Genomic DNA, 21,106 nt, shown 5'->3' with positions numbered 1-21,106 from the left:
CTATAACCAACGCAATTTGGCGGTGGCAAGGTGTGACGGCGGTCGTAAAGCCGGGTGAACGCCCACGTTCGCGGGCGACCTAATGAGCAATGTCGAGATGAGGGGAAAGCGGCTCTGTCACCTATTTGGTACGGGTATCGTCTGCCAACTTGCTGAAGAACGAAGTGAACGCCGAAAGTTGCTCTCTATCGCTGCCCGATCCCCCTGCTTTGCGTGCCTGTTGGCGGTGAGCGCGAACAGGTGGGGCACCAGGCGTCGATGAATCGGTATGCGATTGTCTCGGACATCGCTCAGGAAGGGGTGACAGAGAAAATCGGCTTGCGGCTGGCGATCGAGCCGGTGAGGTAGGCTGTTTTTCCACCTGTTGCATAACATTTTCTTCTCAGTGCGGGAGGAAACGGCGTACACAGGGTGAAAACCGCCGCCGTTGTCGGGCGGCGGAAGCGGAGAGTCAGGCGCGTTTAAACAGATTCGCCGCCTGGAACAGCGCAAAGGAACTGACCAGCATCTCGATGCCGACGATCGCCGTCACCAGCGTGACCGACGCCGCCGGGCCTGAGCCGATCAGCATCCAGGCGATGATCAAATCGAGCACGCCGATGACGAACTGCAGCCAGTTGCCCGGCAGCCCGCGGCGCATGTAGCCCGCCGCCAGGCGCGCAATGCCGCCGAGCGCGAACAGCACGGCGAGGTACACCGCCAGCGCCAGAATGCCCGCCAGCGGGCTGGTGATGAATACATAGCCGATAATCAGGTAGGCCACGCCCAGCAGAATGCCGCCGATCATCGGCCAGGTATTCTGCGCCCGATTGGCGATCATGGCGATAATCAGCCCGGCGCCGCTCAACAGCAACAGGATGCCGACCACGATGCTCAGCGCTGCGCCGGAGGCGAAAGGATTGACCAGGCACAGTATGCCGCCCGCCAGCAGCAGGAAGGCGATGATCAAAAGGGTGGTACGTTGCTTTTTGAGCAGTTCTTCGCTCAGGAGGGGCAGATTATTGCGATCGAGGTTCAACATGACAGTACTCCATTTCGTCGTTGGGTAATTAATCAGTCATCCTTACCTGTTTAGCATAGACCGTCTGGGGGTTTTTGACTGACCCGGCGCAAATGTTACACTGTGCGGCTGACGCGTATCAGAACCGAAACGACGACTGAGGACTGGATTTGAGCACAGGAAGCAAATGGGCTGGGTGGCGCCGCATCGCGGTGTGTCTGACATTGGGGCTGTTGTTGGCCGGGTGTTCGGGTAAAAACACCTACAACCGTGACTACGATAAACTGCCGAAGGGCAGCTACACCGGCAAGTCCTACACCGTCAAACGGGGCGATACGCTGTACTACATTGCCTGGATCACCGACAGCGAAGTCAGCGATCTGGCCAGAATCAACAAGATACGTCCGCCTTATAATCTGGAAGTGGGGCAGAAACTGCGGCTGAGCGGCAGCGCACCGACCAAAACCGCCGCCACGCGCCGTAAAACCTCCTCTTCTTCCGCCGCGATCGCCAAGCAGACGCCGCCGCCGGGCGCCGCCCGCTGTTGGCGCTGGCCGACCAGCGGGCGGATCGTGCAGGCCTACTCCAATTCAGATGGCGGCAACAAGGGCATCGACATCGCCGGCAAACGCGGCCAGCCGATCTACGCTTCCGCCAAGGGCAAAGTGGTGTACGTCGGCAACCAGCTGCGCGGCTACGGCAACCTGATCATGATTAAGCATGGCGAGGACTTCATTACCGCTTATGCGCACAACGACACCACGCTGGTGCGCAACGGGCAGGATGTGAAAGCGGGGCAGAAGATCGGCACCATGGGCAGCACCGGCACCGATTCGGTGTTCCTGCACTTCCAGATCCGCTACCGCGCGACCGCGCTCGATCCGCAGCGTTATTTGCCGCCGCAAGGTTCGTCGCCGTCCTGTTAACGTCATTCAGGCTCCTGGCGGAGCCTGATGTTTGCTACTTCAACGGCAGGTAAAGATCGGTCACCAGCTCATATTCTGCCACCTCGTGCACGAAGTTGTGGTAATGGAAATAGAGCGGAAAATCGCGCAGTTCCTCGCCGCTGGCCGGCAACCACTCGCGGTACAGATAATGGGCACTTTCCGAGAGCCCATCCAGCGAGCCGTGATGGCGCAGCACCGCACAGCGCCCGGCCGGCAGCGTACTGTTCACCACGCCGAAGGCGTTGTCTTCCGGGATCGGCGCAGTGACCTCGCCGCAAATGAAGAAGCGGAAGTCCTGCGCTTCGGTGGTGGCCGGATCGTGCGGTGCGATGCCGAAAGTGCGGCTGCTGCTGACCGGCGACAGGCCGCTGGTTTTGCGCCAGCCGATAAAGCGCGCGGCGGTTTCGTTGACCAGCGCGGACGGGCCGCGATGTTCGATCATCGCCACCGGCGTGGCCGGGAAGTCGACAATATCTACCTTCATGGGGTGTTTCCTTTTGTGTTTCGGCTCGGGAAAGCGCTGCTGCCAATCGATCCAGGCCGGCCGTTTGCGAAACTGGCTTGGCGTTTGGCTGAACGCCTGTTTGAAGGCGCGGCTGAAGGACTCCGGATTTTGAAAACCGGCGTCCAGCGCGATGTCAATCACCGGCTCCAGCGGGTTATATGCCAGGCGGTACGAGGCGCGTTTGAGCCTCATCCACTGGACATAACGCCACACCGAGATGCCGCAATACGCGCTAAACTGGCGTTGAAAGTGAAAGCGCGAAAAGTGGGCCACTTCGCTCAGTTTTTCGACGGTGAGCGCCTCGTCCAGATGGCGGTCGATATAGTCAAAGACCTGCGCAAAGCGCTTTGCATATGTCTGGGGCATGTGATTGTCTCCTCCATGCCTGAACTTTGCCCGAGCCGCCGCCGCTTCTCCTGACGGATGATGCTGAATTGCTGCCGCAGGAAAACGGGATGGCTGCGGCGTTCGCCGCCGGCCAGGCCAAACTCATAACCCCGAGCGGCCATGCGCCGCGATCCCGACCAAGAAGATGAATATTACATGATGGATCGTTCCCGTTTGCTGAAATTCCTGCTGCCCTACCTGTGGCCGAAAGACAATCCGCGGCTGCGGGGGTATCTGGTGGTGGCCTTCGTGTTCATGGTGGCGGCCAAGGTCAGCACCACGCTGGTGCCGCTGGCCTACAAAGCGATGGTCGATGCGCTGAGCGGCGAGACGGCGAAAATGCTGGCGGTACCGCTGGGGCTGATCGTCGCCTATGGCGTGGCGCGGGTGGGCGGCGCGCTGTTCGAGGAACTGCGCAACGTGATGTTTATCCACGTCAGCCAGAATGCCACGCGCCTGCTGGGCGTGCGGGTATTTCGCCAGCTGCATGCGCTGAGCCTGCGCTTCCATCTGGAGCGCCAGACCGGCGGGCTGTCGTTGTCCATCGAGCGCGGCACCCAGGCGGTGGCCACGGTGCTGTCGCGCTTGCTGTTCTCCATCGTGCCGATCCTGTTCGAACTCTCGCTGGTCACGGCGATCATGTGGCATATGCTGAACGGCTGGTTCGCGTTGGCAATCCTGACGACGGTCGGTTGCTACATCCTGTTTACCGTGCTGGCGGTGAGCTGGCGCACCCGCTTTCGCCGCGAGCTCAACAAGGCCAACGCCGACGCCAACAGCAAATCCATCGACAGCCTGCTGAACTATGAGACCGTGAAATACTTCGGCAATGAAGAGTTCGAGGCTGAACGTTTCGACCTGTCGCGCCGGCTGTACGAATACGCCGCCATCAAGAACCAATTCAGTTTTACGGCGATCAACCTGGGGCAAACCGCCATTATCTCGATCGGGCTGATCGTGATGATGGCCATGGCGGCACAGGGCATTACACGGGGGACGATGACGGTCGGCGACTTCGTGCTGGTCAACGCCTATCTGCTGCAGCTGTATCAGCCGCTGAACTTCTTCGGCTTTATTTATTCCGAGGTGCGACAGGCGCTGATCGACATGGAGAACATGTTCGATCTGCTGCAGGAAAAGCGTGAAATCGTCGATAGCCCAGGCGCGCAACCGCTGCGCCTCGATCGCGGCGAAGTGCGGTTCGACGCGGTCAGCTTCGGTTACGACACGCGCCGGCCGATCCTCAAGCAGGTGAGTTTTACTATTCCGGCGGGCCACACGGTGGCGGTGGTCGGTGCTTCCGGCGCGGGCAAGTCCACGCTGTCGCGCTTGCTGTTCCGCTTCTACGACGTGCAGGGCGGCGCCATTACCCTCGACGGACAGGACATTCGCCAACTGACCCAGGCCAGCCTGCGGCAGGCGATCGGCATCGTGCCGCAGGATACGGTGCTGTTCAACGATACGCTGCGCTACAACATCGGCTACGGCAAGACCGGTTCCAGCGATGAAGAAATCGAGCGGGCGGCGCGGCTGGCGCATATCCATGATTTTATCGTCGGTTTGCCTGATGGTTACGACACCCGGGTGGGCGAGCGCGGGCTGAAGCTGTCGGGCGGTGAAAAGCAGCGGGTGGCGATCGCGCGCACCATTCTGAAAAATCCGGCCATCCTGGTGTTCGACGAGGCGACCAGCGCGCTGGACACCCAGACCGAACGCGAGATCCAGGGGCACCTGCGCGAAGTGAGCCGCAACCATACCACGCTGGTGATCGCCCATCGTCTCTCCACCGTGGTGGATGCCGATGAAATCATCGTGCTGGAGGCGGGAGAGATCGTCGAACGCGGGGGCCACGAAGCGCTGCTGGCCGCGAACGGCCGCTACGCCGCGATGTGGCAAACCCAGTACAGCGAAGAGCAGGAGTCACACTGACGGCGCCGTTCACGTTCATCCCTGAGGTTGAGCGGCATTGAGCCGCTGTGCCACGTAGTCGCAGGCGATGCGGGAGTCCTGTGTCAGGTCGGTTTCATCGCCGGCCAGGCTGCCGCGCAGCCAAAGTCCATCGATCATCGCCGCCAGCCCGCGTGCGGCATCACGCGCCTGGTGTAACGGCAGCTCGCGGCGAAACTGATAGCAAATATTGGAATAGAGCCGCCTGTCGTTGGCGCGCTGCAGGCGGCGCAGCACCGGCTGGTGCATGCTGGCGGCCCAGAAGTCGAGCCAGGCGCGCATGGATATGGCGTTGGTTTGGCTGGGGTGGAAGTTGCCCTGGATAATGGCGAACAGCTGTGACTGGCTGTCGCTCGCCGCCTGCGCGCGGCTCTCGGCCACCGCATCGCGCAGATCGCGCAGGATTTTGCGCATGGTGGCGCTCAGCAACCCCTCTTTATCGCCAAAATAGTGGCTGACGATGCCGGTCGACAGCCCGGCTTCTTTCGCCACCTGAGACAGGGTGACGCCGGCCAGCCCGACGACGTTAATGGTCTCGAAAGCGGCGTTAATCAGCTGCTCCTTACGCTGCTCCGGAATGTCTCTGCGGTACATATTTCCCTCAACTGATAGGCCAGTCACACTTTGAATTTGATTGATTGAACGGTCAATCAATACTCTATATGCTGCAAAAATGTCAAATAAATGACGATAAGATGTTAACAATAAGTTGCATTGAAATCGTCTGTCTTTCGCACCATGGAAGCCTGCCAATGACAGTGAAAAATTCCCCATCGCTTGATGAAGAACCTATCAGATTGAATGTTCCGGTGTTTTTCGGTTCGGCGGCGGTGATCCTGCTGCTGGGATCGCTGGTCGTTCTGTTTCCTTCCGCCAGCAAGCTGTGGCTGAATGCCGCACAAAGCTGGGTCGCCGACGTGTTCGGGTGGTACTACATGCTGTTGATGGTCGCCTGCATGGCGTTTGTCTTCTGGCTGGCGCTGTCGCGCTTCGGCCATATTCGCCTCAGCCAGGATGACGAACCGCCGCAGTTCAGCTATCCCTCGTGGGTGGCGATGCTGTTCTCATCGGGCATCGGCATTGCGCTGGTGTACTACGGTGCCTATGAACCGCTGGATCACTTTCTGTCGCCACCGGAAGGCAGCGGCGGCAGCGTGCAGGCAGCGCGACAGGCGATGGCGCTGACCTTTTTGCACTGGGGGCTGCACGGCTGGGCGCTGTATGCGCTGATCGCTACCGCGCTGGCCTATTTCGCCTATTGCCGCGGCCTGCCACTGGCGCTGCGCTCTGCGTTATACCCGATCTTCGGCGAGCGCACTCACGGCGGCGTTGGCCATCTGGTGGACAGCTTCGGCATTCTGGTGACGGTGATCTCGATGGTCACCAACCTGGGGATCGGTGCGCTGCTGGTGAACTCGGGGCTGTTTTATCTGTTCGATATTCCGCAAAGCACCGGCGTGCTGCTGGCGCTGATCGTGGTGATGATGGTGGTGGCCACGCTGGCGGCGGTCACCGGCGTCGAAAAGGGCATCGCCATGCTGTCGAACATCAACGTCGGCTTTCTGTGCCTGCTGCTGCTGTTCGTGTTTCTGGCCGGGCCGACGCTCAATCTGCTGAACGGCATGTTGCAAAACCTCGGCGATTATCTCACCTCGCTGGTCAGCCGCAGCTTCGATATGTATCTGTACGGCAAGGCGCGCCAGTGGCAGGGCGCCTGGACGCTGTTCTACTGGGCCTGGTGGGTGGCGTGGGCGCCGTTCGTCGGGCTGTTCATCGCGCGCATTTCCAAAGGGCGCACCATTCGCGAACTGATTTTCGGCGTGCTGCTGATCCCGCTGGGCTTCACGCTGGCGTGGTTGTCGATCTTCGGCAATACCGCCATCAGCCTGGTGCTGGAAGGCGGGCAGGCGATCCTGGGGCAGGTGGCGCAAAGCGATCCGCCGATGGCGGTGTTCAAGTTGTTCGAATACTTGCCCTATACCCAGCTGACCGCCGGCTTTGTGGTGGTGATCAGCTTCGTGCTGTTCCTGACGCCGGTCGATTCCGGCACGCTGATGATAGCGAATCTCTCCTGCCAGGGCGGTTCCGCCCATGATGACGCGCCGGCCTGGCTGCGGGTATTCTGGGCGGCGGTGACCACGCTGGTATGCGCCGGCCTGCTGTACGCCGGCAGTTTCAGTGCGATGCAGACTGCAGTGGTGTTGTGCGGCCTGCCATTCTCGGCGGTGATCGTGCTTTACATGGTCAGCCTGCGCAAGGATCTGTGCCGTTATGCCATGAAGCCGGTGCTGCCCTGAAGCGGTTTATTCGCCTGCGCGCGGCCGGTGGTGCACGTACTCGACAGTCGTGCCGTCCGGCAGGCGCGCATTGAAACAGGCGCCGGTGGGAACCTCCACCGGACCGAAGAAAATCTCGGCCCCGGCGGCCAGCAGCCGCTGGTGGTAGGGATAAATATCATCGACCAGCAGCGTGCCGACGGTGCTGCGGAAGGGGCGCAGCTGCTCTTCCGCCCCTTCCAGGATCAGAAACGGTCCCACCGCCGCCAATACCAGCCGATGCTCGGGAAAATCGAAGCGCATATCCGCTTTTACGCCGTGCAGCTGCTCGTAAAACGCGATGGCGCGGTCGATTTCCCCTTCACCAACGTAGACCCGAATCAACACGCGCGGCTCGCGCAGCGATGAGGAATCGGCGGTTTTGCGCCAGAAACCGGCTTTTGTCAGTGCTACCGTCATGTTTATCTCCTTGCTTGTTGCCTGCCGCTTATCATGCCGCTGTTTTTCATCCGGGGTTGGATCGAGTTGGCATAAGCTAGCCGCGCCGGTAATAACCCGCTCACGGGCCGCTAATGGGCGTTCTGTTTGTGATTTCCGTCACGGCCTGGGCTTTTATTATTATTCAGCATTGATAATGTCATGGCGTGATTATTAATTAACACAATGGAGTTAATCGTTCGCGCCATGCCGCTATAAAGCTAAGCAGATTCAAATAATAAAGAGAGTGAGGCAATGAGACCGATGAAAGGGTAAATGCCGTCTATTTATAAGTAATGGTTAAGATTTATTTGTTAACCTGTTTATCAGTCACGATGTTTTGGCTTTTTCGATAAAAGGGAAAAGTGCCAAACAGATTTATTTTAAATATTAAAAACAAAAAGTTGATTTATTTTCATGTCATTAGTGCACGATGAAAAATGCCTGATTCTTTCCCCTTGTCGCCGTTTTCAATGGCGGTTTGACATGCCTGCAGCTTGAGATAAGTTTATATCGTTAATATGTTAATGAGTTGTTGCCGTGACCGATGGCCAATGTTTCTCTTGGCCGAGCGCTTAACCGACTTATGCCATGGCGAATAGCCATTCATAAGTTAACTTATGGACAAATGACGCTATGAATAACTCGCCAGGGCAGCGCTCGCGATTGAGCGAAGAGAACCGATTGCTGATTATTTTATTTTTCGTTTTCGGCTGCGTGTTCGTCGATCGCCTGACTATCTCTTTCTTGTTTCCGATGATCGCCGCCGATTTGAAGCTGAGCAACGTGCATCTCGGCACGCTGTCGGCGGTGCTGGCATTGACCTGGGCACTGTCCGGCGCGGGGTTGGGGGCGATTGCCGATCGCTTTAATATCCGCAAACCGATGCTGATTCTGTCGATCCTGGTATTTTCGTTGTTCTCCGCGTTGTCGGGGTTGGTCAGCGGCTTTGCCATGCTATTGATCTTCCGCGCGCTGATGGGGATCGCCGAAGGGCCGGTGCTGCCGATCGCGCAATCGCTGATGGTGGAAAAATCGCAGCCGCAGCGCCGTGGCTTCAACATGGGGCTGATCCAGGGGGCGGCACCGGGGCTGCTGGGCGGTATTATCGCACCACCGCTGATCATCTATCTGGCACAGAAATGGGGCTGGAGCATGGCGTTTCATCTGACGGCGGTGCCGGGCATCATTCTGGCGTGGCTGATCTATCGCTATGTAAACGGCAAGAAGGATCCCGCTTTCAGCGCCGCGCCGGCGACCGACAAGGCGATGAACAAAGCTGCATACGGCGAGCTGTTTAAAATCAAGAATGTGGCGCTGTGCATTCTGATCTCCTGCGTGTTCGTCACCTGGTTCATGATCATCATTACTTTCACCCCCAACTTTTTGGTGACCGACCGCGGCTTCGGCGAAGGCACGATGGGCGGCATCATGAGCGCCATCGGCGCCGCCTGGGTTTTTTGGGGCGTGGCGGTACCGGCTATCTCCGATCGCCTCGGCCGCAAGCCGACGCTGATCTTCTTTTCGCTGTTGGCGGTGTGTTGCCCGCTGTTCCTGAGCTACGTCGATAATCCGTGGCTGCTGGGCGTGCTGGTGTTTCTGTCTTATACCGGCCTTGGCTGCTTCACGCTGTTTATGGCCACCATTCCGTCGGAAACGGTGTCGCCGGCCCGCATCGCGACCGCGTTGGGGCTGGTGATGGGGATTGGCGAGGTGATTGGCGGCTGTCTGGCGCCGTTTATCGCCGGGCTGATCGCCGATCGCTACGGGCTGGTCAGCGTGATGTGGCTGGCGGCCGCCGGCGCGGTGTGCGCCGGCGTACTGAGTTGTTTTCTCGATGAAACTGCACCTGCGGTGGTGAATCGCAGAGCGGTGAAACCGGCGGGCGTCGCCGACGTTTGAGGCGGTTTTCATCCTATTCAATCAAGGAGAGCGAAGATGTCAGCAGAACAATCCGTACTGAATCAAAATGCCGAACCGGACTGGAAGAATTACGACGATTTCGCGCGCGGTATCGACACTAACCGGCTGCCGGGCACTCAGGAGTGGCGTGGGAAAACGCTGCAGATCGCCTTTGAAAAAGACGGGGAAATCACGCTGCGCTTCAGTGCCGATCGGCAACGGGTGCTGTGGGCTTGGGGCGGAGAGAGCGGCGAGGATGCTTACGAAGAGGTGCAAACCTCCGCCGCGCGCTATTTCTTCAATATTCCGCTGCAGTCGCCGGGCAACGAGTGCCTGACGCTGGTACTCAATCGTGACAGCGGCCGGGCGCTGCTGGTGCGCAGCACGCTGTTGCCGGAACAGACCGTGGAAAAGGGCTCGCGCCTTAAGCAAAGCTTCCACGTCGGCCGGATTGTCGGCGTCACGCCGGGTGGCGTCGCGCCGCATCTGACCCGCGAGCTGATCGGCTATCGTACGCTGAACGTCTACAGCCCCAACCACTATTACGAACACTTCTACGTCAACACCGAGCGCTATGCCTGGCAAAACCTGCGCGGCGAGCAATTCGGCCACGGCGATATGGACTACGCCACCTACTACAAGTTTGAGGACGAGATGTTCCTGTTCACCTTCCGGGAAAAGATTATCCCGGTGTGCTCGGTGTTCTTCTTCGACTTTATTTCCGGTCGCTGCACCGGCACCTTCCTCGGACTGGACGCTGCCGGCCGGGTGTTGGTGTCACCGGCCGGGGCGTTCATCAGCAAGATGAGCTATAACGCCTACCCGGAAGGGGTACAACCGCTTTGATTCAGGCGTTTCTGACCAGCGATCCGGCGTTGATCTCCGCAATGGTTTTCGCGCCGGTGAGCGTCATGGCGACGCGCATTTCCTTGTCGATCAGATCCAATAAATTAGCCACCCCGGCTTCGCCGGCTGCCGCCAGCGCATAGACGAAGGCGCGCCCCAGCAGCACGCTGTCGGCCCCCAGGGCGATCATGCGCACTACGTCCAGGCCGCTGCGGATGCCGGAGTCGGCCAGCAGAGTGATGTCGCCTTTCACTGCGTCGGCGATCGCCGGCATGGCGCGCGCGGTCGACAGCACGCCGTCCAACTGGCGGCCGCCGTGGTTGGAGACGATGATGCCGTCGGCGCCGAAGCGCACCGCGTCTTTGGCGTCCTCCGGATCCAGAATGCCTTTGATGATCATCGGGCCGTCCCAGAATTCGCGGATCCACTCCAGATCTTTCCAGGAAATCGACGGATCGAAGTTGGCGCCCAGCCAGCCGATGTAGTCTTCCAGGCTGGTGGGTTTGCCGCGGTAGGCCGAGACGTTGCCCAGATCGTGCGGCTTGCCGAGCAGGCCGACATCCCAGGCCCACTGCGGATGGGTAAACGCCTGCAGCACGCGGCGCAGCGCGGCGTTAGGGCCGCTCATCCCTGAGTGGGCGTCGCGGTAACGGGCGCCCGGCACCGGCATGTCGACGGTAAACACCAGCGTTTTCACGCCGGCGGCCTTGGCGCGCTCCAGCGCATTGCGCATAAAGCCGCGATCTTTCAGCACGTAGAGCTGGAACCACATTGGCCGATCGATCGCCGGCGCCACCTCTTCGATCGGGCAGACCGACACGGTGGACAGCGTGAACGGAATGCCTTTTTTGGCCGCGGCGCGCGCAGCCTGCACTTCGCCGCGGCGGGCGTACATGCCGGTCAACCCCACCGGCCCCAGCGCGACTGGCATCGCCAGCTGCTCGCCGAACAGCGTAGTCTGCAGGCTGAGTTCGGACATGTTGCGCAGCACGCGCTGGCGCAAGGCAATATCGGCCAGATCGTCGGTATTGCGCTTCAGCGTATGCTCCGCGTAGGCCCCGCCATCGATATAGTGAAACAGAAACGGCGGCAGTTTGGCCTGGGCGGCGGCCCGGTAGTCGGTTGACGCGGAGATGATCATAGTGTTTACCTTCTTGTCTTGCTTGCGATAACGAGTGTTCAGTCAGAGCGTGAGGAGCGCCGCCATGCCGGCCGCGATCCCGCCGTACGCCAGCATCGGCAGTACGGTCTTTCTGATGATTTTGCCTTCGGCGTTGCCGATCCCGAGGATCGAACAGACCGCGATAATGTTGTTCAGGCACACCATGTTGCCCATGGCGCCGCCGACGGACTGCAAGGCCAGCGTCAGGTTAACGTCAAGGCCACCGCTCTGGGCGATCGACTGCTGAATGCCGCCGAACGTCAGGTTCGAAACGGTATTGGAACCGGAGAAGAACGAGCCCAGCGCGCCGAGGAATGAAGAGAACAGCAGCCAGCTCTCGCCGGTCAGCGCCGCCAGCGCTTTACCGATCAGGATCACCGGTGCGTTGTCGCCACCCTGCATCATCAGGTTGACCATCACCAGCGCGCCGAACAGGGCGATAAAGGGGCGCGCGATGCGTCCGCCGGTTTCGCTGAACATTTGCCGCACCTGGCCACCATTCAGACGGAACAGCGGAATACACAGCAGCACCACCAGCAGGAACGGGATCAGCGCCGGTACATACAGCGTTTTGTAACCGGCGCCGGCGGAGGTGCCCAGCACCTGCTGCAGTTCGACGATCAGCGCCTGGCTGATGCGCAGCTCCCCGAGCCAGCCGAGCTTTTCTTGCCACAGCAGCGCGGTGTTGTTGAGCAGCGCCTTAAGGCCCAGCTGGTGGACGCGCGTCACTATCAGAATAGCAATCAGCAGCAGGGTCGGGGTCATGGCCTTGACCACCTGCAAGAACGGCACCGCTTGCCCGGCGCTCTGCGGCTTGTCGCTGCGGACGAGGCCGATGCCGCCGCGCGCCAGCAGCACCGACAGCGCCAGGCCGATCGCGCCGCCAACCAGCGCCGGGAACTCATAGTTCACCTGAGCCAGCAGCAGATAGGGCACGGTGCAGCTCAGCACGCTGAGCAGGATAAACGGCAGGTTGCGGCGGATATCCTGCCAGGAAACGATAAAGCGCAGCGCCAGCAGAGGAATGACGAAGCCGGCGACAAAGTGAATCAGCGCGGTTTGCCGGCCGATCTCCAGCAGGCTGGCGTCCGACAGGCCGAGATTGGCGAAGCCGAACCAGGTGGGGGTGCCCACGGCGCCGAAGGAGACCGGTACCGAGTTCATCACCAGCGTCAGCAGGGCGACGCGCAGCGGGTTGAAGCCCAGCCCGACCAGAATCGGCGCGGCGATGGCGGCCGGTGTGCCGAAGCCGCTGGCGCCCTCAATCATAAAGGCGAACGCCCAGCCGATAATCATCAGCTGGGCCACGGGATTGGGGCTGACGGTTTCCAGCCAGCGGCGCACCACATTTTCCGCGCCGCTTACCTGCATCAGTTTGTTGAGCAGGATGGCGCCGGCGATGATGGTGATCGGCGTCAGCGTCGACACCAGCGCGGTGATGATATTGGCATGCAGCAGCCGCAGCGAGGCATCGAACCATAAGAGCTGTACGGCATAGACCACGGCGGCCGTCAGCGGCAGGGCGAGGTAAGAGGGCACGCCATTCCTTTTGGTCATCATCCAAATCAGCAGGACGATGGGCGCAATACTGAAAAGCAGGGGCATAAGATCCTCAGGGTTATTATTTTTATGGGCAGAGATATGTAGCTGAAAGGTTAATTACCGCAACATTTTCATTCTAATCACAACGTTGACGACGATGCTATGCGGTAATTTTTTAACATCGGCGAACGGCGCCGGCGGCGGGAAAATAGCCGACAGGAGGGGCTGAATTTAATGCTTTAAAATCAGTTTGATAGAAGCGTTTATTGTGTGATGAATGCGCGAGTTCACATTAATTAGGCGGTAATGTTCAATAGATTATGTCCAAAAATGCGGTAATCCCCGCGGCTTTTTGCGGCCGCAGGGAAATAATCAGAGCAGGGAACTCAAAAATAATGGCTGATATTTTGGTAGGAACCGATGATATGTTCGATCAGCAGACGGGTTTTTAACGGCAGATTGCGGGTGTAAGGATAAACGGCGTAAATGCCCAATACTTTGCCGCAGTGGCCGGCCAGGATCTCCGTCAGTTTGCCGTCCTGCAAATCTTCATACACCATGCAGCGCGGCACCATGGCGATGCCGTGGCCGCCGATCACCGCTTTGCGGATCGCCCGCGCGTTGTTGGCCGACAGGTTGCCGTTAACCTGCAGCTCATAGATTTCGTTGCGCCCCGGCCGTTTCATCAGCCAATTGGCGGTGCCGCTCTCCTGATAGGTGTAGGTCAGGCAGTTGTGGTCGAGCAGGTCTTCGGCGCTGCGTGGTTCCGGGTGGCTTTCCAGGTAACCCGGCGAGCAGACGATCACCCAGCGGGAATCGAAGATCGGCCGGGCTATCAGGCTCGAATCCGGCATGGTGCCGGTACGGATCGCCAGATCGATACCTTCTTCCACCAGATCGACAAAGCGGTTTTCCAGTCGCATCTCGACCTTCAGGCTGGGATGCAGGGCGCAAAATTCCGCCACGCTTTCGCTCAGCAGCAATTCGCCCGAAATGGTTGGTACCGACATGCGAATGGTGCCGGTCAACTCTTCGCTCTTTTCGCTGACGGCGTACAGCGCCTCCTGTACTTTTGCGCCGATCTCTTTGGCCTGCTGGTAGAGCGCCTGGCCGCTCTCGGTCAGCGTCAGGCTGCGGGTGGTGCGGTACAGCAGCCGGGCGCCCAGCGATTTTTCCAGCCGCCCGATGCGTTTACTGACCACCGAGCTGGTGATGCCGGCGCTCTCCGCGGCTTTGCTGAACGAGCCGCAGTCGACAATCAGGGCGAACAGAATCAGGTCATTGGCGTATTCGTGAGTGGCGAGCATAATCGGCTGTTCCCTTCAGCAGAAAGAGGCGTCAGTGTAAGTCTCTCGTTTCAATAAGCAATCATCAAAGTGCCATTGGCGCCGCAATCGGAGGCCGCGTGAACAATGAGAATTCGTCTTGATCTCATTCTCGTGCCGCTTACAATGCCTGCCAGATCGCGATTTCAGAGGTTTTTTCATGGAACTGCTACGGGTGGTTTATCACCAGTATCGTTGGCCATTTCTGGCGGTTATGGCGCTGACCATGGCCAGCGCCGGCTTAGGCATCGGTATCATTGCTTTTATCAATCAATACCTGATGGACGCCGGCGGCGATGCATTGGCCGTGCTGCCGATGTTTCTCGCCCTGCTGGCATTGTTGATAGCGGTCACGCTGGGCTCGCAATTGGCGCTGACGACATTGGGCCATTACTTCGTCTATCGCCTGCGCGGGCAACTGGTGAAGCGCATTTTGGATACCGATATTGAACGCCTCGAACAGTTGGGCAGTGCCTCGTTGCTGGCCAGCCTGTCGAGCGATATTCGCAATATCACCGTTGCCTTCGTACGCTTGCCTGAACTGGTGCAGGGGGTGATTTTAACCTTGGGGGCGGCGGCCTATCTGGGGTGGCTATCGCCGAAAATGCTGGCGATCACGGCAGTCTGGGTGGCGGTGACCGTCGTGGGCAGCGGTTGCCTGGTGTCGCGGGTCTATCGCCATATGGCCAGTTTGCGCGAGTCAGAGGAGCGTCTCTATCATCATTATGAGTCGGTGATTGACGGTCGCAAGGAACTGACGTTGAACCGCAAGCGTGCGCAGGCGCTGTACGAACAGGCCTATCAACCCGATGCGCAAGCCTATCGCTACCATATCATTCGCGCCGATACCTTCCATTTGAGTGCGCTCAACTGGTCAAACATCATGATGTTGGGGGCGATCGGGCTGGTGTTCTTTATGGCCAACAGTCTGGGATGGGCGGACTCGACGGTGGCCGCCACCTATTCACTGACGCTGTTGTTCTTGCGAACGCCATTACTGCAGGCGGTCGGGGCGTTTCCGACGCTGGTCAGTGCCGAAGTGGCCTTTAACAAGCTCAAGACGCTGCGTCTGGCTGAGTATCAAGCGGCGTTTCCTGACGCCGTTGGCCGTTCCTGGCAGACGCTGGAGCTGCGCGACGTGGTTTTTCACTATGCGGGTACGGAACAGCAGCCCGGGTTTGCCGTCGGGCCGCTCAATCTGACGTTGCGGCGGGGTGAGCTGGTCTTTCTGATCGGCGGCAACGGCAGTGGCAAGTCAACGCTGGCGATGCTGCTGACCGGGTTGTACCCGCCGGTGAGCGGGCACATTGTTCTGGATGGCGTCGTACAGACTGCGGCGGACATGCCGGACTACCGTCGGTTGTTTTCGGCGATTTTCACCGATTTTCACCAGTTCGACCGTTTGCAAGGGCCGGAAGGCGGTAAACCCGATGAGGAACTGGTCGCCGGTTGGCTCGAGCGGTTGAATATGAAAAGCAAATTGCAGTTCGACGGCACCAGGGTGACCAACCCGCAGCTGTCGCAGGGGCAGCGCAAACGTCTGGCCCTGTTGCTGGCGGTGGCGGAACAGCGCGATATCTTGCTGTTGGATGAATGGGCCGCGGATCAGGATCCGCAGTTCCGGCGCATTTTCTACCGCGAGCTGTTGCCGGAATTGCGCGCGCTGGGCAAAACGGTGTTTGCCATCAGCCATGACGATCATTATTTCGAACATGCCGATCGGCTGCTGGAAATGCGCTCCGGCCATTTGCGCGAGCTGACCGGCATCGAGCGTGAACACGCCAGCCGGGATTCCGTCAGCAGAATCGGCTAACTCACGCCGGCCCGGGCGAGAGCAAAACGGGCCGGCGCTTCTCCCCGCAGAATTTCAGTACGTCGCTTCATTTTCTCTTCCCCCTTCAGTTCGGTCTGTTGCCGATTTGGCTTATGACCAGTCAAATGATTGATGGTTAAATTATTTACCAGTGGTTTAATTTTGACCTTTCAAGGTGTGGCACACTGCGCATTCGTTCGCCTATCAATACAAGTTATCGGCTGCCGATAACAGTGGTATCCACGGTGCCGTTCTTACTGAGGCCGCAGTACAGGTCTATGCATAGCAGCAGTTTTTTAAAATGCCATAGGAAAAAACGACTTTATCGATCGTTAAAATAGATCGATAATCTAAATTTAAATGGTTTAATCTATTGGTTGAGGGCGCTGTGGTGAGCAAGGATGGATCAAATATCAAACGTAAAGCATGGCTGTGCGTATTTATCGGTAGTGGGCTGTTCTGGCTACTCATCGCCGCCGTGATTTATTGGTTACTGAATTAAGCAGGTTAAGCAGGAAGGCGATTTGTGAACAAAAAGCAGGCTAAAAACCGTGAGGGCGCTCAGCGTCGTGCGCAGTCCAAAATTCCGCCTTCGTGGGTGTTGAGCGATGAGCAACGCGCCTTTATTGAAGACTTGTGGCTGGATAACGCGCCTGAGCCAGTGCGTCCCATCGCCCAACGGCGCTAGCTGATCACGCGGCTGCGGCCGGCCAATGCGCCGAACAGCATTTGCAAAACGGTCAGGCACAGCAGGGCGATCAGCGGCAAACGCCAGCCTTCCGTCAGATCGTGTAGCAGGCCGAACAACGTGGGCCCCAGCGCCGCCAACAAATAGCCGACCGATTGCGCCATACCCGACAGCAGCGTGGCCTGATGATGATGCTGGCTGCGTAACCCAAAGAACGACAGCGCCAGCACCAGCGAACTCCCTGCCCCCAACCCGGCAAACGTCAGCCACACCAGTGAACTGGCAGGTTGCACCAATAATCCTCCGACGCCGATGAATATCAGCAGGGAACTGCCCAGCGCTATTGCCCGCTGGTCGCGCGCCCGCGGCAAAATCACCACCATGACAAAGTTGGCGACGATCGCCACCACCTGGTAAACGAACAGCTCGAATCCGGCCTGTTGGGCGGAAGTGCCGTGGCTGGCGGCAAAGGCGCTGAACCAGCCGATGATGGTGTAGAAAGCGATCGATTGCAGCCCCATGAACATCGCCACTTGCCAACCCAGCGCGCTGCCCCAGGGAGAACGATAGCGCTGTGGCTCCGTCGGTTGCGGTTCTTTGGCGGCGGGGGTGGCTGAGCGCCGCAGCTGCGGCAACCACACCAGCAGCGCCAGCAACGCGGGCAAAGCCCAGCACAGCAAGGAGAACCGCCAGCCGAGGTCGGCCAGGGTAGCCAGCGGCACCGCCAGACCGGAGGCGATGGCGGCAACCAGTGACATCACCGCCGCATAGGCGGCGATCATCGCGGCGGCGCGATGCGGGAAATCTCTTTTCACCAGCGTCGGCAGCACCACGTTGGCAAAGGCAATGGCGGCGCCGATCAGGATGCTGCCCAGCCAGAGCATGGCGTCTTGCGGCAGGGAACGTAGCGCGATGCCGCAGACCAGCAGCGCGAGGGCGAGGCCCAGGGTGCGCTCGATGCCGATGCGTTTCGCCAGCGTTGGCGTCAGCGGTGAGAGAACGGCGAACAGGATCAGCGGCAGCGAGTTGATCAGGCCGGCGGCGGTGGCGGACAGCGCCAGCTGTTGCTGGATTTGTTCCAACAGCGGACCGACGCTGGTCAGGGCGGCGCGCAAGTTGGCCGCGATCAGCATAATGCCGACGATCAGCAGGACAGGACGGTGTAAACGGCGACGCGGGGTCGCGGTGGACGCTGGGGATGAAGCGGGTTGCGGCATGAGTTCCTCGCACCAGGGCATGCAGTCAATCAGTGCTGCATGGCGTGATGCGTTGATTGACGTTAACGCTTACGTACCGACAAATTGGCGGTATTCGATCGCAAGTGTAGGGAAGATGGCTCACGCTGACAAGGGGACGGGCCGGTGGGATGATGGTGGTTAACCCCTGATGGCCGCAGGATAATTGCCATTATGTGATCCTGGTCACTGAGCGAACTAAAAGTCATGGCGCGGGGCGCGCTATGTGCCGCTTTCGCTTTCCTCGCCGTCGGCGCCGTGGCCCTCCGGCGCTTGCGCCCGTCATGGCATTTCACTTTCCCTCCCACCTGCTTTTTGTCTTTTCGATTCGTTTCGATTCGAAAGGTTTTTTGGCGATTTTTTTGCTAAAACGGGGCTGTAAGCCCGATCACAATTTCATTGCTTTCGCTTTGCTGTAATGCCAGCGCAGTAGAGCGAAAGCCATCTTCTCCCCGGCGATGCCGGAAACCTGAGGACCGCAGCTCATGCCAGTGAATACCGCAAAGCGACGTGAACACATCATCGATCTGTTATGCGAGCACGGCAGCGTGCGCGTGGAGCAGCTCAGCAAACAGTTTGCGGTATCCACGGTGACGATCCGCAACGATCTGCGCTTTCTGGAACGAAAAGGGTGTGCGCTGCGCGCTTACGGTGGCGCGATGCTCAATCAGCAATTCGCTTTCGATCGGCCGCTGCGGGACAAAGGGCGGTTGAATCGCGACGTTAAAACGCTGATCGCCAACGCGGCGGCCGGCTATGTGCGCGACGGCGATGCGTTGATCCTCGATTCTGGTTCCACCACCGCGCAGATCGTGCCGTTCCTGAAGGGGCGGCGTGATCTGGTGGTGATGACCAATGCGCTGAACATTGCCTACGAGCTTTCGGGAAACGACGGGGTGGAGGTCATGGTGCTGGGGGGCAGCGTGCGCCGCAACTCTTACTCGCTCTACGGTCCGGCTGCCGAGCAGCAATTGCGTCAGTACCGCTTCGACAAACTGTTTTTGGGCGTCGACGGGTTCGACCTGAGCGCCGGCATCACCACGCCTCACCCCGGTGAGGCGCACCTCAATCGCGTGATGTGCGAGGTGGCGCGCGAGATTATCGCGGTGGCGGATGCCAGCAAATTCGGTCGCAAGAGCTTTTGCATGATTCGCGAAGCCGGACAAATCCATCGGCTGATCACCGACAGCCGTCTTCCGGACGAATACGAGCGGGCGTTAACCGAGCTGGGCGTGGAGGTCATCATCGCCGATCGGTAGCAGGGCGCCTGCATGGGGGCTTCATGCAGCAGTTGTTACAGCTTGTCGAGCAGCACAAGGCCGGTATGCCGGTCGGGATCTTTTCCGTCTGTTCCGCCCATCCCTGGGTTCTGAAGGCCGCGCTGCGGCAGGCCAAAGCGCGCGGCACGCCGGTGTTGGTGGAGGCGACGTCGAACCAGGTCAATCAGTTCGGCGGCTATACCGGCCAAACGGCGGCTCAGTTCCGCGATGCGCTATGGCGCCTGGCAGATGAGGTTGGCCTGGCGCGCGAGCACGTGTGGCTGGGCGGCGATCATTTGGGGCCCAACGCCTGGCAAGACCGCCCGGCTCAGGAGGCGATGGCGCTGGCGGAAACCTTGATCGACGATTACGTTCGCGCCGGATTTCGCAAGATTCATCTCGATTGTTCCATGTCGTGCGCCGGCGATCCTACGCCTCTGGGGGATGCCACGGTCGCCGAACGCGCGGCGCGCTTGTGCGAGGTGGCGGAGCGCGCCTGGGCGCAGAGCGGTGGCGAAGCGCCGGTCTATGTGATCGGCACTGAAGTGCCGGTGCCGGGCGGCGCACAGGAGGCGCTGGCGGGGCTGCAGGTCACTACGCCACAGGCGGTAGCGCAAACGCTGGAAACACACCGCATCGCCTGGCAAAAGGCCGAGCTGAACGATGCCTGGCAGCGAACCATCGCGCTGGTGGTACAGCCGGGCGTCGAGTTCGATCACCACAGCGTTGAACATTACCAACCGCAGCGCGCCGACGCATTGAGCCACTTCATCGAACGGCAGCCGGGCATGATCTACGAAGCGCACTCTACGGATTACCAACCGCCGCAGGCCTACCGCCAGCTGGTGCGCGATCACTTCGCCATCCTGAAAGTAGGGCCGGCGCTGACCTTCGCGCTGCGCGAAGCGTTGTTCGCCCTCGATCGCATAGAACGCGAATGGTTGGGAGAACGCCAGTCGGCGCAGCTGTGCGCCACGCTGGAGCAGGTGATGCGCGAGCAGCCGCAGCAGTGGAGCCGCTATTACCACGGCACGCCGCACCAGCAGTATCTCGATCGCCACTACAGCCTGAGCGATCGGGTGCGTTACTACTGGCCGCAGCCGCAGGTGCAGCAGGCGGTCGACGGTTTGCTGGACAACCTGCGCCGCAGCCCGGCGCCGCTGGCGCTGCTCAGCCAGTACCTGCCGGATCAGGCGCGGGCGCTGAACGCCGGCGAATTGAGTGCCGATCCGCAGGAGTGGGTGCTGCATAAAGTGACGCAGGTGCTCGACGATTACCATGCCGCCTGCTACCCGGAGGGCCGCTGATATGCCGAACATTTTAATGACCCGCATCGACAACCGCCTGGTGCACGGCCAGGTGGGCGTGACCTGGACCAACACCCTCGGCGCCAACCTGGTGGTGGTGGCCAACGACGAGGCCGCCGCCGATCCGGTGCAGCAGAACCTGATGGATATGGTGGTGGCGGAAGGGGTGCAGACCCGCTACTTCACGCTGCAGAAAACCATCGACGTGATCCACAAGGCGGCGGATCGGCAGAAGATTTTTCTGGTGTGCAAAACGCCGCAGGACGTGTTGACGCTGGTACGCGGCGGGGTGCCGATCCGTTTCGTCAACGTCGGCAACATGCATTTCGCCGAGGGGAAGCGGCAGGTGCACAAAACGGTGTCGCTGGACGACGGCGATGTGGCCGCTTTCCGCGCGCTGGCGGCGCTGGGCGTGGAGTGCGAAGTGCGCCGGGTGCCGGATGAGGCGGGCGAGGCGATCGGCAAACTGCTCTTTTGAGCCAGGGGGA

Annotated in this window: 19 protein-coding genes; 11 read left to right on the top strand and 8 right to left on the bottom strand. The window is 59.8% G+C overall.

Annotated elements, in window-relative coordinates; all coding sequences use genetic code 11:
• Positions 1-451: 451 nt before the first annotated feature.
• The gene (locus tag EGY12_RS03070; protein WP_033644791.1) at positions 452-1,021 is read right to left on the bottom strand and encodes an HdeD family acid-resistance protein; all 570 of its coding nucleotides are present in this window, start codon (positions 1,019-1,021) and stop codon (positions 452-454) included.
• 149 nt (positions 1,022-1,170) lie between these two features.
• Here EGY12_RS03070 and actS point away from each other — a divergent pair, with 149 nt between their 5' ends.
• The gene (gene actS / locus EGY12_RS03065) at positions 1,171-1,926 is read left to right on the top strand and encodes an amidase activator ActS (protein ID WP_123892531.1); all 756 of its coding nucleotides are present in this window, start codon (positions 1,171-1,173) and stop codon (positions 1,924-1,926) included.
• 34 nt (positions 1,927-1,960) lie between these two features.
• On the opposite strand, the gene EGY12_RS03060 is transcribed toward actS, so the two are convergent.
• The gene (locus EGY12_RS03060) at positions 1,961-2,818 is read right to left on the bottom strand and encodes a GyrI-like domain-containing protein (protein WP_123892530.1); all 858 of its coding nucleotides are present in this window, start codon (positions 2,816-2,818) and stop codon (positions 1,961-1,963) included.
• Positions 2,819-2,998: 180 nt separating this feature from the next.
• Here EGY12_RS03060 and EGY12_RS03055 point away from each other — a divergent pair, with 180 nt between their 5' ends.
• Positions 2,999-4,768 carry an ABC transporter ATP-binding protein/permease gene (locus tag EGY12_RS03055; protein WP_123895547.1) on the top strand — a complete coding sequence of 590 codons (1,770 nt, stop codon included), beginning with the start codon at positions 2,999-3,001 and terminating at the stop codon, positions 4,766-4,768.
• Between the two features lie 15 nt (positions 4,769-4,783).
• Here EGY12_RS03055 and betI read toward each other — a convergent pair whose 3' ends face one another.
• Positions 4,784-5,380 (bottom strand): transcriptional regulator BetI, encoded by a 597-nt coding sequence (gene betI / locus EGY12_RS03050; RefSeq protein WP_123892529.1) that lies wholly within the window; start codon positions 5,378-5,380, stop codon positions 4,784-4,786.
• Between the two features lie 158 nt (positions 5,381-5,538).
• On the opposite strand from betI, the gene EGY12_RS03045 reads away from it, so the two are divergent.
• Entirely contained in the window at positions 5,539-7,083 is a 1,545-nt protein-coding gene (locus tag EGY12_RS03045) for a BCCT family transporter (protein ID WP_123892528.1), read from the top strand.
• A 6-nt stretch (positions 7,084-7,089) separates the two neighbouring features.
• Here EGY12_RS03045 and EGY12_RS03040 read toward each other — a convergent pair whose 3' ends face one another.
• Complete coding sequence (locus EGY12_RS03040; protein ID WP_123892527.1) at positions 7,090-7,521, bottom strand: VOC family protein; 432 nt, start codon at positions 7,519-7,521, stop codon at positions 7,090-7,092.
• Positions 7,522-8,175: 654 nt separating this feature from the next.
• Between EGY12_RS03040 and EGY12_RS03035 the strand changes: the two genes are divergently transcribed.
• Positions 8,176-9,441, top strand: a complete 1,266-nt coding sequence (locus EGY12_RS03035; RefSeq protein WP_253722918.1) for an MFS transporter — start codon at positions 8,176-8,178, stop codon at positions 9,439-9,441.
• A 36-nt stretch (positions 9,442-9,477) separates the two neighbouring features.
• On the top strand, positions 9,478-10,287 hold the full coding sequence (locus EGY12_RS03030) for a MoaF C-terminal domain-containing protein (RefSeq protein ID WP_123892526.1): 810 nt from the start codon (positions 9,478-9,480) through the stop codon (positions 10,285-10,287).
• Between the two features lies 1 nt (position 10,288).
• Here EGY12_RS03030 and lldD read toward each other — a convergent pair whose 3' ends face one another.
• The 3 genes from lldD to EGY12_RS03015 all read right to left on the bottom strand — a co-directional run bounded on the left by lldD (position 10,289) and on the right by EGY12_RS03015 (position 14,298).
• A complete protein-coding gene (gene lldD / locus EGY12_RS03025) occupies positions 10,289-11,428 on the bottom strand; it encodes an FMN-dependent L-lactate dehydrogenase LldD (RefSeq protein ID WP_123892525.1) in 1,140 nt (379 codons plus the stop codon).
• Positions 11,429-11,470: 42 nt separating this feature from the next.
• On the bottom strand, positions 11,471-13,054 hold the full coding sequence (locus EGY12_RS03020) for an L-lactate permease (RefSeq protein ID WP_123892524.1): 1,584 nt from the start codon (positions 13,052-13,054) through the stop codon (positions 11,471-11,473).
• Between the two features lie 323 nt (positions 13,055-13,377).
• Positions 13,378-14,298, bottom strand: coding sequence for a LysR family transcriptional regulator (locus tag EGY12_RS03015; RefSeq protein WP_123892523.1), 921 nt, complete (start codon positions 14,296-14,298; stop codon positions 13,378-13,380).
• Positions 14,299-14,476: 178 nt separating this feature from the next.
• Between EGY12_RS03015 and EGY12_RS03010 the strand changes: the two genes are divergently transcribed.
• The 3 genes from EGY12_RS03010 to EGY12_RS23335 all read left to right on the top strand — a co-directional run bounded on the left by EGY12_RS03010 (position 14,477) and on the right by EGY12_RS23335 (position 16,817).
• The gene (locus EGY12_RS03010; protein WP_123892522.1) at positions 14,477-16,129 is read left to right on the top strand and encodes a multidrug ABC transporter permease/ATP-binding protein; all 1,653 of its coding nucleotides are present in this window, start codon (positions 14,477-14,479) and stop codon (positions 16,127-16,129) included.
• 388 nt (positions 16,130-16,517) lie between these two features.
• Positions 16,518-16,631: a YmiA family putative membrane protein gene (locus EGY12_RS03005; protein WP_049288145.1), complete on the top strand. Its 114-nt coding sequence runs from the start codon at positions 16,518-16,520 to the stop codon at positions 16,629-16,631.
• A 24-nt stretch (positions 16,632-16,655) separates the two neighbouring features.
• Positions 16,656-16,817: a hypothetical protein gene (locus tag EGY12_RS23335; RefSeq protein ID WP_162838242.1), complete on the top strand. Its 162-nt coding sequence runs from the start codon at positions 16,656-16,658 to the stop codon at positions 16,815-16,817.
• Here the strand turns inward: EGY12_RS23335 and EGY12_RS03000 are convergent.
• Positions 16,814-18,034, bottom strand: a complete 1,221-nt coding sequence (locus tag EGY12_RS03000; protein WP_123892521.1) for an MFS transporter — start codon at positions 18,032-18,034, stop codon at positions 16,814-16,816. The two genes, EGY12_RS23335 and EGY12_RS03000, sit on opposite strands and share 4 nt — an antisense overlap.
• Before the next feature lie 503 nt (positions 18,035-18,537).
• On the opposite strand from EGY12_RS03000, the gene agaR reads away from it, so the two are divergent.
• The 3 genes from agaR to agaV are packed head-to-tail and all read left to right on the top strand — an operon-like array spanning position 18,538 to position 21,096.
• Complete coding sequence (agaR, locus tag EGY12_RS02995; protein ID WP_049193857.1) at positions 18,538-19,311, top strand: transcriptional repressor AgaR; 774 nt, start codon at positions 18,538-18,540, stop codon at positions 19,309-19,311.
• Positions 19,312-19,334: 23 nt separating this feature from the next.
• Positions 19,335-20,618 carry a D-tagatose-bisphosphate aldolase, class II, non-catalytic subunit gene (locus EGY12_RS02990; RefSeq protein WP_123892520.1) on the top strand — a complete coding sequence of 428 codons (1,284 nt, stop codon included), beginning with the start codon at positions 19,335-19,337 and terminating at the stop codon, positions 20,616-20,618.
• Position 20,619: 1 nt separating this feature from the next.
• Positions 20,620-21,096 (top strand): PTS N-acetylgalactosamine transporter subunit IIB, encoded by a 477-nt coding sequence (agaV, locus tag EGY12_RS02985; RefSeq protein WP_019455696.1) that lies wholly within the window; start codon positions 20,620-20,622, stop codon positions 21,094-21,096.
• Positions 21,097-21,106: the final 10 nt, after the last annotated feature.

It is taken from the genome of Serratia sp. FDAARGOS_506 (assembly GCF_003812745.1).
Classification (GTDB): domain Bacteria; phylum Pseudomonadota; class Gammaproteobacteria; order Enterobacterales; family Enterobacteriaceae; genus Serratia.
Note: the sequence above shows the minus strand (reverse complement) of the source record. Positions and strands in the feature narration are given on the sequence as shown.